We start from the raw sequence: 15,104 nt of genomic DNA on the forward strand, positions 1-15,104 counted from the left end.
GACGAATGATTCGCTGTATTTGACCTAGAGTGTACTCTAAGGTGTAGACTTGCATTAGATAGAAACTATTTCAAAGGAGACAGATGAGATGACACAAGAAGATACCTTTAAAACCTTACAACATAAAATTGGCTCAGGGTTCGATCATCGGAGTACAACAGAGGACGTATTAAGTAATATTGATCTGACAGGACAACTTGCTATTGTAACAGGGGGTTATTCCGGCCTGGGGCTGGAGACGACACGCGCACTCGTCCAAGCAGGAGCTCACGTCGTTGTGACGGCACGCCGGCCAGCTGTTGCCCAAGAAGCTCTATCCGGACTGTCCGGTGTGGAAATTGACGAACTGGATCTCGCGGATCTCTCAAGTGTTCGTGCCTTTGCCGAGCGGTTTGTGGCGAGTGATCGCAACATCGACATGTTAATTCTCAATGCGGGCATCATGGCTTGTCCGGAGACGCGTGTTGGTCCTGGATGGGAAGCTCAATTTGCAACCAATCACCTAGGCCACTTTGCATTGACTAATCTGTTATGGCCAGCACTTGCAAATCAGGGTGGCGCACGTGTTGTTTCCTTGGCATCAGCGGGACATCATTTCTCACCGATTCGTTGGGATGACATCCAGTTTGAGCATGATTATGAGAAATTCCCTGCCTATGGACAGTCCAAAACAGCAACCATTTTATTCAGCGTTGAGCTGGACAGACGTGGTGCTGAACAGGGAGTGCGTGCGTTCTCGGTTCATCCAGGTGGAATTATGACGCCGTTGCAGCGTCATATGCCTAAAGATGAGATGATCGCATTGGGCTGGATTGATGAATCTGGACAAGTGGCCAATCCTGCATTCAAAACACTTGAACAGGGGGCGGCAACGCAAGTCTGGGCAGCAACTTCTCCTCAGCTTGAGGGCAAAGGCGGTGTCTACTGCGAGGATTGTGACATCAGTGAATTGGCTCCTGAGGATGGAGGTTTCTATGGGGTGAAGAAGTATGCGATTGATCCTGAGCAAGCTCTTCGTCTATGGAAACTGTCCGTAGAACTGACGGATACGGATATCCCAACCACATAAATCCTTGAGTTACACAATAATTAAATTGAGATTCACACTAAACGCTACTGAAGTTGTCAGTAGCGTTTTTTTATTTTGCTCATACTATTTGAGAAAGTAACATCCCTCATGGTTAGGTGAATATCATATATCAGAACAGAGGGAAGAAAGGATACATTATACGGCTCAGTGAAGTGAAATAAATGTGATGGATTGTAATGTGAGTGCTTTTCCATTTAAAATAGAGGAATCATGTTCTTTTTGAGAACGCAGGGAGAGAAAATCATGAATATTTTTGAGCAACACATACCTTTAGAAAAAGTAAAATTCAATGAACCGCTAAAAAATCACACGTTTATTAAAATTGGTGGTAAAGCAGATATCCTCATCCATCCAACAACGATAGACGAAATCACTAAAATCGTAGAGATTGCCAACATACATCAATTGCCGCTGACGGTTATTGGCAAAGGCTCCAACGTCATCATCAAAGATGGAGGTATCCGAGGTGTAACTATTTCCCTTAGTCATTTCGATCAAATTAAAGTGAGTGGAGACAGTATGATTGCGCAAAGTGGCGTTGATATCATTGATGTATCCAGGCTTGCTTTGGAGCATAGCTTAACCGGTTTGGAATTTGCTTGCGGTATTCCCGGAAGCACGGGGGGCGCACTCTACATGAATGCGGGTGCCTATGGGGGTCAGATCGAAGATGTTGTTGAACGAGCGACTGTGATCACCAAAGACGGTACAGTATTGGAGATTCCTCGAGAAGAGATGAAGTTTGGTTATCGAAATAGTCTCTTCAAGATGGATCACTATATCATACTGGAGGCCGAATTCGGGCTCAAAAAAGGAAACAAGGAAGATATTGCAAGCAAAATGAAGGAATTAACGTTCCTGAGAGAATCCAAGCAGCCGCTTGAGTTCCCCTCTTGTGGAAGTGTATTTAAACGACCCGAAGGACATTTTGCCGGTAAACTGATTCAGGATTGTAACTTGCAAGGCACTCGTATCGGAGGTGCAGAGATCTCCATGAAACATGCGGGTTTTATCGTAAATGTGGATCACGCTACTGCCCAGGATTACATGGATCTGATTCAATTTATTCAGAAGAAAGTATATGATACGTTCCAGGTTGAATTGGAAACCGAAGTGATCTTCCTGGGAGAATAGCTTCGATGAATACTTGAAAGGTCGCCGTTGGCGACCTTTTTTGATTGGACACATTGGATTCGTACAAGAATCCATATACTAATTATGGTAATATTAGAGTGATTGTTTTTAATATTTCATCGTTTTTATAAGGAGTGCACTCGGAGATGTCCAAACGTAACAGGAGAATCCTGCTAATCATCACAATGGTAATTGTACTCTCGCCCGTGTCAGTCCTGACATATATGTATATGAATGAACGTGCAGGGGGGTTAGCCGATCAACGCATATCTAAAGTTTGGGGATTAAGTGAAACTATACATATTCCTATAGCGAAAAGTCCTGAGGGAGCAGTTCAGGAATTTAGAGGTGAGTTTTATACCTCCCAATTTATTCATCAGGAGGCTGTAGACGGAGGCATGATTTTGTTCACACAAAAAAAGGGTCGGGAAAACAACAGTAATCTTCAGATGGAGTATACCCGCAAGAACATGTTCGGATGGAAATGGGTATGGGGTGGAGGTTATTCCATAAGTGAGGGTCTACAAACCAAGTTTGCTTTGAATTATATGAATATACCGAAGTTGGATAAAGTCTCGGCCCCGTTTCCCATGTTGTTTGGTGACATCGTAGACCCAACCATCAGACGTGTAACTGTTGAAATCAAGCAAAATGGAAAACCAGTAGAGATAGAAAGCAAATTGGTTGAAGTGAGTCGGGACCAGCTGATCTGGTACGCCTTCCTGCCACCCGCAGCAGATATCCCATATACAATTCAAGCTTATAATGTTGAGGGCGAACTTATAGCAAGCAAGCGAATTGAAGATGCGAATGACAGTGGCTCATTGAATGTTGAACGATGATGCATATGGGTGTGATGATGGATATTACGCAGGATCATCTGTTGTTCGATTGGCTTTCACATATTTGAGCTGCGCAACGATGATGACGCTAATGATCACCAGCAGGAACCACGAACTGATCTTGCTAAAGCTAACCAGTTGCCAAGCATCATGTTGATCAGGATATTTCCAGCCATTGAAGAATGTAGCGATATTCTCAGCAGCCCAGATGAAGAAACCAACAATGACAAAAGCAATGGATAACGGCATTCGATAGGTCGTTGCCCGTACCCGGTAGATAATCCACGTTTTCCAGAAGACAATAAATACAAGCACCGTTAGCCACCAACGAAAATCGGGAATAAAATGATGGGTGAAAAAGTTGATATATATGGCTGCACCGAGCAGACCGGAAGGTAATATACCAGGCCATCCAGTCATGTCCATTCGCAGTCTTCGCCACACCTGACACATAAAGCTGGCTACACTTGCATACATGAATCCACTATATAGAGGGACACCAAGGATTTTGGTGTACGCCGGCTCAGGGTATGACCATGAGCCCATCCATACTTTATAGATCTCCAACGCCAGGCCAATCATGTGAAATACACAGATGACCTTGATTTCATCCCGGGTTTCCAAGCCGCTTCGATACATCAGGTACTGCACAACAAGCAATACCAGCAGGATCGCATCATATCGATAAAGAAAAGGAACTGGGATGACGCTGGATAGGGCCAATGTGCCAAAGATCGCTACAGGAAATATGCAGCTCATCGCCTGATGATAGCCGAAATGCAGTAGCTGTACTATAGGTTTCATTTCAAATTCAACTCCTTTCCAAACACGTTGGAGCCAGATTTATTTAAGATTTAGGGTGTTTATCATAGGCGTTTTTCTGCCTACACTTCATCATATAGATATTTCTGTGAATAAAAAGAGAAAAAAACGCACAAATCTGTTCTTGTTTTTCAGGATTGTATCCCTCAACCGTGATGACTCGGTCCTTCCATGTATATTCTCTCGTGGTTATGTTAAAATGGAATTCGAACAATTAACAATAGACAAGGAGGCCGCCATGCAACCGATCAAACCTCAAGATATTCAGCTCCGACTCAGTGAACTTGCTGATCAGGACTTATACGTACATCTGGAACTCACGTCAGGTGCATATGCACATCATTATGATAGTTCGAAGCATCCGGCATCGGCATTCATTACCAATGCGGCCATACGATATACGCAGGGCTCTATTTCGGGTACGGGTCCATACCGGGTAGGTCTAAAAACCACTCAGGGATGGATATATGCCGAGGGTCTTACACATATTGACGAACAGGAAAACGAAAGACTTATTCTGGCTGGTCACGACACTCAAGGCAAGCTGGTTGTCGCGTTACAACTGAGTCGGGAGATGTTCTGATGAAAGTGGAGGATGGAAAAACCATGAATACGACACACAATGAGCATGAGCGAATCTTGGTGGTGTATCCACATCCGGATGATGAAGCTTTCTCTGTATCGGGAACATTAGCCAAATACATAGATGGCGGTGCCCATGTAACCTACGCTTGTCTGACACTTGGCGAGATGGGGCGCAACATGGGTATTCCTCCCTTTGCCAACAGAGTCACATTGCCTGCGATTCGCAAGCAAGAACTGATTGAAGCTTCCGCAGCGATCGGAATCCAGGACTTAAGAATGCTCGGTTTTCACGATAAAATGATTGAGTTTGAAGATCCGCAGCTGCTCGACGATTGTATTATGGCACTGCTTGAAGAACTGAAACCGTCGCTCGTCATCACCTTCTATCCGGGCTTCAGTGTTCACCCCGATCATGATGCTACGGGAGAAGCCGTCATTCGCACGATTACTCGTCTTCCTGTAGCTGAGCGCCCAGTGGTTCACTGTGTTGCGTTTTCGAATAATCATGAACAGTTCATTGGCACAGCAGATGTATTCGTTGATGTGACTGGATTTTTAAGTCAAAAAATGGCATCAATTCGTGCCCATCGTTCCCAATTCCAGGCAGCAGAGCTTGTCGGAAATCGTGAGCTCGATGATGAAGAAATTAAGAAACGCTTTGGTAGAGAAAAATTTTGGACCTATCCATTTGAATAATCGGATCACTTAGAAGTCGCCATTATGGCGGCTTTTTTTGTTAGATCACAATATCGACACAAAAATGTGCTGTCTATAGCCTAATTGAGCTATATGGAAAAAAATCCGTTTTAAGTACACTGTGATCAGGATTGTGATAACGCTTCATTATTGGGTTGCTTCAATGGATGAGGAATAAGGATGAATGATTCTGAGTGAAATGGAGGGATGGTGTGTACAGCCAAAGTATGCTTGAGATTGACGTAAGATCTGTTAAATACAAAGCCGCAGTATTACACCTCAGCAACAAGGAGCCAGATTTGCGCGGGATGAATCATGAATAATTTTGGGGAAAGGTTGCGTGTGTTTGGCTGTTGCAAGAAAAGCAGGGGCCTGGTCCTGCCTTTTCTAATTAGCATGTTGATTGCCCTATTGTATTTCCCGCAGGGAAAGGCCATGGCCGCCTCTGTAGAACGTGATCTCATTCCCCTTCAGCCAATGATTGACCGTTCTGCATCCGGAGATGTCATTGTACTTGAGTCAGGCCGATATGCAGGCCCCATAACGATTGATAAGAACATCACCATTCAGGGCGATCCTACGGTCATTGTTGTTAACGCGGAAGCCACATCTACAATAATGATTCGTTCGGATGGGGTGAAGTTGAGAGGTTTTACCATTGAACATGATGCGAATGCACAGACTGCAGCCATTCAGGTTGAAGGGAACAACAGTGAGATCACGGATCTGCATATTCAGACCCAGGGTTTTGGGATAATCATCCGGAATTCAAGTCAGGCGGCGATTCAGCGGAACAAGATCACTTGGGTGGGGTCTGGTTCTGCAACCAGTAGCCAGAAGGGCAATGGCATTGATCTGTACAACGCCCATGACAGCTACATTGAAGGCAATGAGATCACAGGCATGCGGGATGGCATCTATCTGGAGAACAGTCGCATATCTACCGTTCGAAATAACAGGCTGTTACATACAAGGTATGGCATCCACTGTATGTACATTGACGGCTCTTCTGTCATGGACAATACCGGAGAAGAGAACATGACAGGTGCCATGATCATGGGCGTCAAGAATACGGTTATATCGGGCAATTCTTTTCGCAAACAAAGTACCCATGTTCATTCCCAAGGCATTCTGTTGTATGACGTACATCAATCCTCTGTACTCAACAATGTGGTGGAGGGCAACCGTGTCGGTATGAATATAGCAGAATCCTCGGGCAATGAGATCCGTGGCAATGCGGTACTTCGGAATTTTGTGGGCATTCAGCTGGTTCTGGCAGAAGATAACGAATTCACACATAACCAATGGGTCTCCAATGTTATTGAGGCTTCGGCTTTGGATAGCCCGAACAATGTCATGATGGAGAATTACTGGGACTCCTTTCAGGGGCTCGATCTAAATCAGGACGGAATCAGTGAGATTTCCTATGCCATTAATCCTTTTTATGAGCAACTGGTCAGTCGAAATTCTGCGTATCAGCTCTTTTTTCAATCACCGGGCATGGTCTTTCTGAGTGACTTGTTTACAGAAGGCAGAGAACAATGGACTACTGACAAGTCGCCACGAATGAGCATGGATAAGGGATCTGATCTGCACATAACAGTGGAAACAGCTACAGGTACCCATATGGTTTGGATCATTGGGCTAGCTTTGCTGGGTATAGCGACTTTTATCATTATCTATATGGGGGTATCACGAAAATGAACAAAAGCTTGAACGGAAGATGGTCAATGCTTATGGTACTTATGTTTGGCATCGTATTATTAACAGCTTGCGGAACAAAATACGCGGCATTGCCGATTAATGAAGAGGTGGATATCTGCGCGATATGTAAAATGCAGGTGAAGGACGATGCATATGCAACGCAGCTCACTACGAAAGACGGCCAAAATTACAAGTTTGATGATATCGGTTGCATGAACCAGTGGAAAACAGAGAATGGCACAGATAACATCGGCATGGACTATGTGCGTGACTATAATGACAAGGAATGGATTGAATACAGCAAAGCCACGTATGTATATGATGCTTCATTGCGCACGCCTATGGCCTATGGAATTCTAACTTTCAAGGACAAGCCATCGGCTGAAGCGTTCGTTGCAGAGCAAGGTGTGGGGACCATTATGACTGCTGAGGATCTTGCATCGCATGACTGGAAACAAAATACAGAGAATATGGACATGATGGGTGAACATGGGCACGGAGAAGAGGGTATGAGTGACGAAGGAATGAGTGATGAGAAACACTAGGAAGATGAGACGAAAGAAGAGTCAGGTCACTAGGTATGACCATAGAAAATGGTGATCAATGATGGCAGATATGATACAGATTGCAAGACGGGAAGTGAAGATGGGATTTCGCAATCCCTGGGCGTATTCGTTTCTGATTCTTTTTTGCACATTTAGCTTAAGTTTGTTACTCCTGAATTCGCAGAATCTGGTTCAAGGATATTCGGGCACAACAGGTTCGATGCTGAATCTAATTCTATACCTTTTGCCATTAATGACGCTGTTCCTCGGTTCCTTCTCATTAACATCCGAAAAGGAAGATGGCAGTTGGCAACTGCTGGCGACATATCCTATTGGTACAATGTCCTTTATTGTGGGCAAGTATGTTGGGTTGTCAATTGTATTGATTACCATTGTTGCGTTTGGATACGGCCTGATGGGAGTGATTAGCGGAGTAGTCGGGAATCCACTGGATGTCATGACATATCTTCTCTTTCTGGCATTCTCGTGTGGACTGGTGTTGTTATTTCTGACACTGGCTCTATTCATCGGTTCGTTGTCGCGCAATCGGTGGCAGGCATTAACCATCTCGGTGACCGTATGGTTTTTCACAGTCATTGGATGGCCAACGTTACTGCTCTCAGTATTGGGATTGATGCCTTATCTGTGGGTCAAACCGATGCTGGTTATGCTAACGTTCATTAATCCGGCTGAGCTGGTGCGATTGTTCGTAGTCATCAAACTGGGAGGTGGATCCATTCTGGGGCCTGAATATTATCAATGGGTGGACTGGGTGCAGCAACCCAGTGGCAGTTGGATTTTCATCGGGATATGTCTGTTCTGGATCACCTGCTCTGTCCTGACCATATACGCGATCTGGGAGAGGGGGCGTTCTCATGGATAAGGTGGGACTCGAAGTGATGGGATTGGGAAAATCCATTAAAAAGAAACGTATTGTTGAGGATATCTCCTTTCGCATGAGTTCCGGTCAAGTGCTTGCCCTCTGTGGAGGCAATGGCGCAGGAAAGAGCACGGTGCTGCGTATGATCGCTGGAATTCTTCGGCCTACCACGGGTGACGTTGTAGTCAACAATATTCGTTGGTTGAAGGAGCGCAAACATTATTCACAGCAGATTGGATATATGCCGGATGATTATCAATTTAATCAGGGATTAAGTGCGGAGGAAATGCTTCTGTTCTGGGCTTCTCTGCGGAAAGTTCCCAAGGGGAGAGTACAGGAAGTACTGACTATGGTAGGTTTGGAGAATCAAAAGAAAAACCGGGTTACGACTTTCTCCAAAGGGATGCGCCAACGTGTGTTATTTGCTCAAGCTGTACTGTCCAAACCTCCATTGCTCATCATGGATGAGCCAACAAATGGATTGGACCCGTTCTGGATGCAGGAATTAGCTCAGCTCCTCAAGGGTATCAAGCAGGATGGCCACATGGTCGTGTTCTCAACCCATCAGCTGGAGATTGCAGATGATATTGCGGATCAGGTGATGTTCATGAACCAGGGACGTAGTGTGGGAGAGGGCTCCACCCGTGACTTTCGTGATCAATTCGGTTCGCTCCATGCAGCATTTCATCAAAGTCTTGGTTTAAAGTGAAGGTGAGTTCAGTGCAGAAGAAGAATCTTAAGAGCAGACGTACTCTTACAATTTTGATTGGATTGATCGCTTTGTTAGCAGGTGCATGGGCTATTTTTGAAAATGTATCGACACCTGAGTCAGGGCGAGCCAACATGATTCAAGTAGGTGCAAGGGCCCCTGAGTTCACAGCGGTTAATTCAGCAGGCGAGCAAGTGAAGCTGTCGGATTATCGGGGCAAAGCCGTCATGATTAACTTTTGGGCTTCATGGTGCACGCCCTGTGTAAGGGAGATGCCGCTCGTACATCAGATTGCCCAGGACTATCAGAATGATGTGGCAACCCTGTTTGTTAACGTGGGGGAATCAAAGGGTACGATTCGTGAGTTTATGGATAAGCAAGCGTTTGATTTTCCGGTCATCATTGATGTGACGGGTAACATATCAGGGATGTATCGTATTACGGGTTTGCCCGCTACGATGGTTATTGATAAGGAAGGGAAGTTCCGTCACATATTGCTAGGCGAACTTACTGAAGACATCCCTTTACAGCAATGGCTGGAAGAGAGTATTTAGTCGTAAGAGTTGGATGGTGAGAAAAGCGGCAGGAACCCCCAAGATCGCCCAAGATCCCTCATAATACAAGTGAAATGAAGGTACGTTAAAAGTAACTACAAAAATTTAAGCACATAAAAAGCCGGACACCCCTTTAACGAAGGGGTGTCCGGCTTTACTTTTTTAAATATGCTGCTTCGCAGCAGAGATTACAATACAGCAGCGGAAGCGTAATTGGTACGGGCGATTCTGGTTGCATCCACCATGTTACGGAGGGAAGCCACGGTTTCTTCCTGTCCACGGGTTTTTAATCCGCAGTCCGGGTTGATCCAGAACAGCTCCGGATCAAGAACACGCAGGGCGCGTTCAATCATGCTGCTCATTTCATCCACACTTGGAACCCGTGGACTATGGATATCATATACGCCAAGACCAATACCCAGCTCATACGTATTTTCTTCAAAACTATGAATCAGTTCGCCGTGACTACGGGATGTCTCAATAGAAATGACATCTGCATCCATGGCTTCGATGGAATCAATCATGTCATGGAATTCGCAATAGCACATATGCGTATGAATTTGGGTCGTTTCGTGCACCGTGCACGTGGAAATGCGGAACGCTTTGACCGCCCAGGCCAGGTAATCGGCTTGTTCATTTTCCTTCAGCGGAAGCCCTTCACGAACAGCCGGCTCGTCAACCTGAATCATGCCAATGCCTGCCTGTTCAAGTGCTTCAACTTCCTGTCTTAGCGCATACGCCAATTGATAGGCAATCTGCTCCCGAGCAATGTCTTCCCGTACGAACGACCAGTTCATGATGGTAATTGGGCCAGTCAGCATGCCTTTAACAGGGCGATCGGTCTGCGATTGAGCATATTTCGTTTCTTCTACCGTCATTTCACCCGTGAACGCAACATCCCCGAAGATAATAGGCGGCTTCACGCAACGTGAACCATACGACTGTACCCAGCCGAACTGTGTAAAGGCAAAACCGGCAAGTTTCTCGCCAAAGAACTCAACCATATCGGTACGCTCAAACTCACCATGTACCAATACGTCAATTCCGATCTCTTCCTGAAGCTTAATCCAGATATCAATCTGCTCCCGGATGAAGGCAGCATACTGTTCGTTGTTCAACTCACCTTTTCGCCATAACTGACGTGCTTTTCTGACTTCAGCAGATTGTGGGAAACTGCCAATCGTTGTCGTTGGGAAGAGTGGCAATTGCCATTTGACCTGTTGGGCTTCATGACGCTCGGCAAAAGGACGAGAGCGCTCTGGCTGTTGAACACTTATGGAAGCAACGGCTTTCTGTACAGCTGTGCGGTTCCGATCTTCGGATTGCTGAAGTGCCTGAAGGGGAAGCTCTGCTTCGTCTATTTTGGCTGTAATCTCTGCACTTGGTGAATATAGGGCTGTAGTCAAAAGAACAATCTCATCCAGCTTTTCATCTGCAAACGCAAGAGCATTTTTCAAATCAGATGTAAGTTTTGCCTCACGTGCAGTGGTAACGGGCACATGCAGCAGGCTGCAGGATGATTGCACGATGATACGTTCAGACGTTACGACTTCAGCCAGTTCATTCAGCAACTTCAGTTTGCCTTGAAGGGAAGCTTTCCAGATCCCACGTCCATCAATAATACCTGCTCCGAGCACTTTGTCAGCCGGGAAACCGGATGTGCGAATGGATTGTATGTTACCAGAGAGTCCGTGTACAAAATCTAGTCCTACCCCTTGCACTGGCAATGACACAATGTCACTGTAGTTTTCGACAGATTCAAAGTACGTTTGCAGCATGATATTCAGGCCCGGCACGGCCGCCGCAAATGTCTCATATATATTATTCAGACGCTGTACGTCTTCATCATCTAATTTGGTGACCAGAATAGGTTCGTCGATCTGCACCCACTGAACACCTTCACTCGCAAGTTCCTGGAGTAATTGAGTGTAAAGTGGAAGCAAGCGATCCAGCCATGCGTCAGTCTCGGATTTATCATAGCCTTTCGAGAGCTTCAGGAAGGTTAATGGTCCAACGATGACCGGTTTTCCTTCAATGCCGAGTTTTTCTTTTGCTTCACGATAAGCGAGAAGGGGTTTGTTCTCCGTCAGAGTTGGGGAAGCCCCCTCCAGTTCAGGTACGATGTAGTGATAGTTGGTGTTAAACCATTTTGTCATTTCGCTCGCTGCGGCATCTTTCGTACCCCGGGCAATGCCATAATATACGGACAACGGAACCGAGCCACCATCATATGTAAAACGTTTAGGAATAATGCCGAACATCACGGCCGTATCCAGGATATGATCGTAATAACTAAAATCATTCACCGGAATGAGGTCGATGCCTTTTGCTTGCTGTTTACACAAATGATCGATACGGATCTCCTGCAAACGTGCGTGAAATTCTGTTTCCTCCAATTTTCCTGCCCAGAACGCTTCCAACGCTTTCTTCCATTCGCGATCAGCACCAATACGCGGATATCCCAATACACTACTTTTCGTCATCGTTTAAAACCCCTCTGCTTTATGTTACACAAAATTTATCACAGATCCGGAGTTATAACGTAATTCCATTAAATTATACCTAGTTATAGCCTGTGGCTATATCAAAAGTGATCATTACGTTTGAAAAAGACACCAGTAATGTTACAATGGTTAACTATGTTCATACGAATGATTGAAGGGAGGGCGATAAGCATGAATCTGTATCACATCCAGTCTACCGTGCACGGAATCAACAGAGTAGCATCGTTTTTGGAAGAAAATTATATTGGTATCGCTTGGTCCGGTACAGGAGATCTGGAGCAAACGCCCCCGGAGCTATGGAAGGAACAGTTAGTTCAACACGTTAGCTTGGATGAAGCAGAATTGGCGAGAGCACTCGGGACATTACATATGTTTGCCAACCTCATGCAGGATGGAGATTATGTATTAATTAGCGATGATGAATGGACGTATGTGGGGGATATCGGGGATTATTATTACGACGATTCCGCTGGTACGGAAGAGGACTTGATCTGTCACCGCCGCGGGGTTACATGGTTGGGTCGTATTCCTCTCGCTGAGCTAAATGACAAAGTTCAGTCGCTGCTAAAAGATTCATCCATACTTGCAAAGTTTGAGCATCCCGTTTCACAAGCACAGCTGGATCGCGGACTTGCAATCGGCATAGCAGCTGAAGCAACACACACTCTCTCAACAGCAATAGATGAAGCTACAATTCAAGCAGCTATTCATGTGCTGAAGGAAGCGTTGCACAGTGAAGAAGAAGAGCTGCGAATTCGTGCGGCTACAGCCATTTTGCAGTATGCCAAACCATAGTAACATGCAAAAGTTAGAGAATAGTCGTGATTTTATATAGAAATCATTCATATCAAAACAATTTCAAATTTTCCAATTCTGGAGTGAGTTGAGGCGTACTTATAGAAATATTCAATGGATGGGGGAATTGACGCTTGCTGTTGGGAATGATAATTTAGACATATCATTAAAACCAATAAGTCCAATGAGATAAAGGGGGTATGTAGGGTGACACACATCGTGCATGCAGCAGCTGAAGATATTCGCAGCGAGGATTCGTTGCAATTGATCAAGGAACTGAGTGAAGAACTCGGTTTGTTATATGGCGGTGATGGAACGGCGGGATTTCAACTGTCCGACGTTGAAGTGCCACGGGCGGCTTTTATCGTTGCGAGGATCGACGGGTACCCGGTTGGTTGCGGAGCACTTAGACCCCTTGATGAAACATCTGTAGAAGTTAAACGCATGTATACACGCAGTGGCTACCGCCGTAAGGGGATAGCCCAGGCTATTTTGGCTGAGGCGGAGCGTCTTGCAAGCGAACTTGGTTATACCAACCTGAAACTGCAAACCGGTCCATTACAGCCGGAAGCTGCAGCACTATATGAGCGTGTAGGGTATTATCGAATCCCTGTATTCAGTGGCAATTGGGATAAAGTATTGGCCTATCAGAAAGATCTGGTACACGAAAAGGTAAATGTTACGCACGAATCATAACTTCCGTTATTGAACGGATAGAGGAGCATAATATACAAGAAAAAGTCGCCTATGGGCGACTTTTTTTAGCTTTAATATATGCAATGTACTCCAATGATCTCATCTGAACATCTAGACAAAGTCGTTTAATCCGTTACGCTATTATTGATCGATGGGTCTTGATATTGAGCGCCCCATTCGCACAGTCCTTCCAAAACGGGCAGTAACCTCTCAGCTTTCGCTGTCAGTCGGTACTCGACTTTAGGAGGGACTTGAGGATACTCTTTGCGCTCTACCATGCCATCTGCTTCCAGTTCTTTGAGCTGTGAACTCAATGTTTTATATGTGATGGCTCCGATCTGTCTTTTCAGCTCATTGAAGCGGACAGGCGGGTTTTCTGCCAAAAGGTACATAATCACCATTTTCCATTTGCCACCAATAACGGACAATGTATATCCAAAAGGGGTATCTTGAATGTTTTTAACTTTACCGTGGTAGTCAGCCATGCTCATTATTAACACTATCCTTCCGGGTAGTACCTATTATAAAAGACCGTACTGTTTATTTGGGATCAGTTTAAACTAATCTTACTTGGAAGTAAAGGAGATTTACGATGACTCAAAAAACAATACGTCGCCGGAGCTGAAGATTCCACTGATGGCTTTGCTAGATACACCAAAAGGAACAACCATCGCTGGTTGTTCCTTTTGGTGTGATTAGTTTGTTTTTATAAGAAGATCAGCAACAATGTTCCTGCGGCAAAACAGTAATACGAAAAGTATTTCAGGTTGCCTTTTGCCATAATGCCCATAAACCATCTCATGGAGAAATAGGTAACGAAGAGTGTTGTGATGAATGCAATCAGATAGGGGATCGCCAGCTGTGATCGATTTGGATCATTGGCGATGTCGGATACACCCATGATGAGTCCACCAATGCTTATTGGAATGTACAGCATGAAGGAGAACTTCAGTGCCGTTTCCTGTTTCATGCCCACAGCGATGGAAGCAATTACAGTCGCCCCTGAACGGCTAATTCCGGGAATAAGAGCTACTGCCTGAGCGAGACCGACCAACAATGCATCTTTTGTAGACAGATCACCGTCTTGTTTGCGGCCACGAAGATTACGAATCAGCCATAAGGCAACGCCGGTAATCAATAGCGCGATGGAAACAGTGTAGACGGACGAGAAAATTTCTTCAATCCGATCCTTGAACAGGACCGCAACGACAGCAGCAGGAACCGTACCAATAATTATGTATAAGCAAAACATGAAGTCTGCTCTATATTCCTCTTTACGAGTACGCAGGTAACCTAGTGCACCAATAATCAACTTTTTGATATCTTCCCGGAAAATAAAAATAATAGCGATAAGCGATGCTGTGTTTGTTAAAATCTCAAATGACAATCCATTCTGCTTCATGCCCATCAGTCTCTGCGCGATGATCAAGTGACCGCTGGAGGAGACAGGAATCGGCTCCGTTGCGCCTTGAACAATACCTAAAAATAAATACTTTAACCATAACATAATTTCTTCCATGTTGTCCTCCTTGAATACGTGTCATTGGC

The 15,104-nt window shown here is 45.1% G+C and carries 16 protein-coding genes; 12 read left to right on the forward strand and 4 right to left on the reverse strand.

Annotated features, from left to right (window positions below):
- The first annotated feature begins 88 nt into the window (after window positions 1-88).
- From MKY85_RS14110 to MKY85_RS14120, 3 genes are all read left to right on the forward strand, one after another.
- Entirely contained in the window at window positions 89-1,069 is a 981-nt protein-coding gene (locus MKY85_RS14110; protein ID WP_339261073.1) for an SDR family NAD(P)-dependent oxidoreductase, read from the forward strand.
- Window positions 1,070-1,333: 264 nt separating this feature from the next.
- Complete coding sequence (gene murB / locus MKY85_RS14115) at window positions 1,334-2,224, forward strand: UDP-N-acetylmuramate dehydrogenase (RefSeq protein WP_339242548.1); 891 nt, start codon at window positions 1,334-1,336, stop codon at window positions 2,222-2,224.
- Window positions 2,225-2,370: 146 nt separating this feature from the next.
- Complete coding sequence (locus MKY85_RS14120) at window positions 2,371-3,066, forward strand: hypothetical protein (protein ID WP_339242550.1); 696 nt, start codon at window positions 2,371-2,373, stop codon at window positions 3,064-3,066.
- A 24-nt stretch (window positions 3,067-3,090) separates the two neighbouring features.
- On the opposite strand, the gene MKY85_RS14125 is transcribed toward MKY85_RS14120, so the two are convergent.
- The gene (locus MKY85_RS14125) at window positions 3,091-3,870 is read right to left on the reverse strand and encodes a DUF817 domain-containing protein (RefSeq protein WP_339242552.1); all 780 of its coding nucleotides are present in this window, start codon (window positions 3,868-3,870) and stop codon (window positions 3,091-3,093) included.
- Window positions 3,871-4,126: 256 nt separating this feature from the next.
- Between MKY85_RS14125 and MKY85_RS14130 the strand changes: the two genes are divergently transcribed.
- From MKY85_RS14130 to MKY85_RS14160, 7 genes are all read left to right on the forward strand, one after another.
- On the forward strand, window positions 4,127-4,471 hold the full coding sequence (locus MKY85_RS14130; RefSeq protein ID WP_339242554.1) for a YojF family protein: 345 nt from the start codon (window positions 4,127-4,129) through the stop codon (window positions 4,469-4,471).
- Window positions 4,471-5,169, forward strand: a complete 699-nt coding sequence (gene bshB2 / locus MKY85_RS14135; RefSeq protein ID WP_339242556.1) for a bacillithiol biosynthesis deacetylase BshB2 — start codon at window positions 4,471-4,473, stop codon at window positions 5,167-5,169. Before MKY85_RS14130 ends, bshB2 begins: the two co-directional genes overlap by 1 nt.
- Before the next feature lie 315 nt (window positions 5,170-5,484).
- Entirely contained in the window at window positions 5,485-6,873 is a 1,389-nt protein-coding gene (locus MKY85_RS14140; RefSeq protein ID WP_339261075.1) for a NosD domain-containing protein, read from the forward strand.
- Window positions 6,870-7,418 carry a nitrous oxide reductase accessory protein NosL gene (locus MKY85_RS14145; protein WP_342573027.1) on the forward strand — a complete coding sequence of 183 codons (549 nt, stop codon included), beginning with the start codon at window positions 6,870-6,872 and terminating at the stop codon, window positions 7,416-7,418. The genes MKY85_RS14140 and MKY85_RS14145 overlap by 4 nt, the downstream gene beginning before the upstream one ends.
- A gap of 61 nt (window positions 7,419-7,479) precedes the next feature.
- Entirely contained in the window at window positions 7,480-8,301 is an 822-nt protein-coding gene (locus tag MKY85_RS14150; protein ID WP_342573368.1) for an ABC transporter permease subunit, read from the forward strand.
- Window positions 8,294-9,007: an ABC transporter ATP-binding protein gene (locus tag MKY85_RS14155; protein WP_342573029.1), complete on the forward strand. Its 714-nt coding sequence runs from the start codon at window positions 8,294-8,296 to the stop codon at window positions 9,005-9,007. Before MKY85_RS14150 ends, MKY85_RS14155 begins: the two co-directional genes overlap by 8 nt.
- 11 nt (window positions 9,008-9,018) lie before the next feature.
- Window positions 9,019-9,561, forward strand: coding sequence for a redoxin domain-containing protein (locus MKY85_RS14160; RefSeq protein ID WP_342573030.1), 543 nt, complete (start codon window positions 9,019-9,021; stop codon window positions 9,559-9,561).
- A 188-nt stretch (window positions 9,562-9,749) separates the two neighbouring features.
- Here the strand turns inward: MKY85_RS14160 and metE are convergent, their stop codons facing one another.
- Window positions 9,750-12,044: a 5-methyltetrahydropteroyltriglutamate--homocysteine S-methyltransferase gene (gene metE, locus MKY85_RS14165; RefSeq protein ID WP_342573032.1), complete on the reverse strand. Its 2,295-nt coding sequence runs from the start codon at window positions 12,042-12,044 to the stop codon at window positions 9,750-9,752.
- A gap of 192 nt (window positions 12,045-12,236) precedes the next feature.
- On the opposite strand from metE, the gene MKY85_RS14170 reads away from it, so the two are divergent.
- Together MKY85_RS14170 and MKY85_RS14175 are read left to right on the forward strand one after the other, a co-directional pair.
- Window positions 12,237-12,860, forward strand: coding sequence for a hypothetical protein (locus MKY85_RS14170; RefSeq protein ID WP_342573034.1), 624 nt, complete (start codon window positions 12,237-12,239; stop codon window positions 12,858-12,860).
- Between the two features lie 207 nt (window positions 12,861-13,067).
- Window positions 13,068-13,556 carry a GNAT family N-acetyltransferase gene (locus MKY85_RS14175; protein WP_339261081.1) on the forward strand — a complete coding sequence of 163 codons (489 nt, stop codon included), beginning with the start codon at window positions 13,068-13,070 and terminating at the stop codon, window positions 13,554-13,556.
- Between the two features lie 125 nt (window positions 13,557-13,681).
- Here the strand turns inward: MKY85_RS14175 and MKY85_RS14180 are convergent, their stop codons facing one another.
- Both MKY85_RS14180 and MKY85_RS14185 read right to left on the reverse strand, forming a co-directional pair.
- The gene (locus tag MKY85_RS14180) at window positions 13,682-14,047 is read right to left on the reverse strand and encodes a helix-turn-helix domain-containing protein (protein WP_339261082.1); all 366 of its coding nucleotides are present in this window, start codon (window positions 14,045-14,047) and stop codon (window positions 13,682-13,684) included.
- A 215-nt stretch (window positions 14,048-14,262) separates the two neighbouring features.
- Window positions 14,263-15,075, reverse strand: coding sequence for an undecaprenyl-diphosphate phosphatase (locus tag MKY85_RS14185; protein WP_342573036.1), 813 nt, complete (start codon window positions 15,073-15,075; stop codon window positions 14,263-14,265).
- Window positions 15,076-15,104: the final 29 nt, after the last annotated feature.

It is taken from the genome of Paenibacillus sp. FSL R5-0749, from assembly GCF_038595085.1.
In the GTDB taxonomy this organism is placed as follows: Bacteria; Bacillota; Bacilli; order Paenibacillales; family Paenibacillaceae; genus Paenibacillus.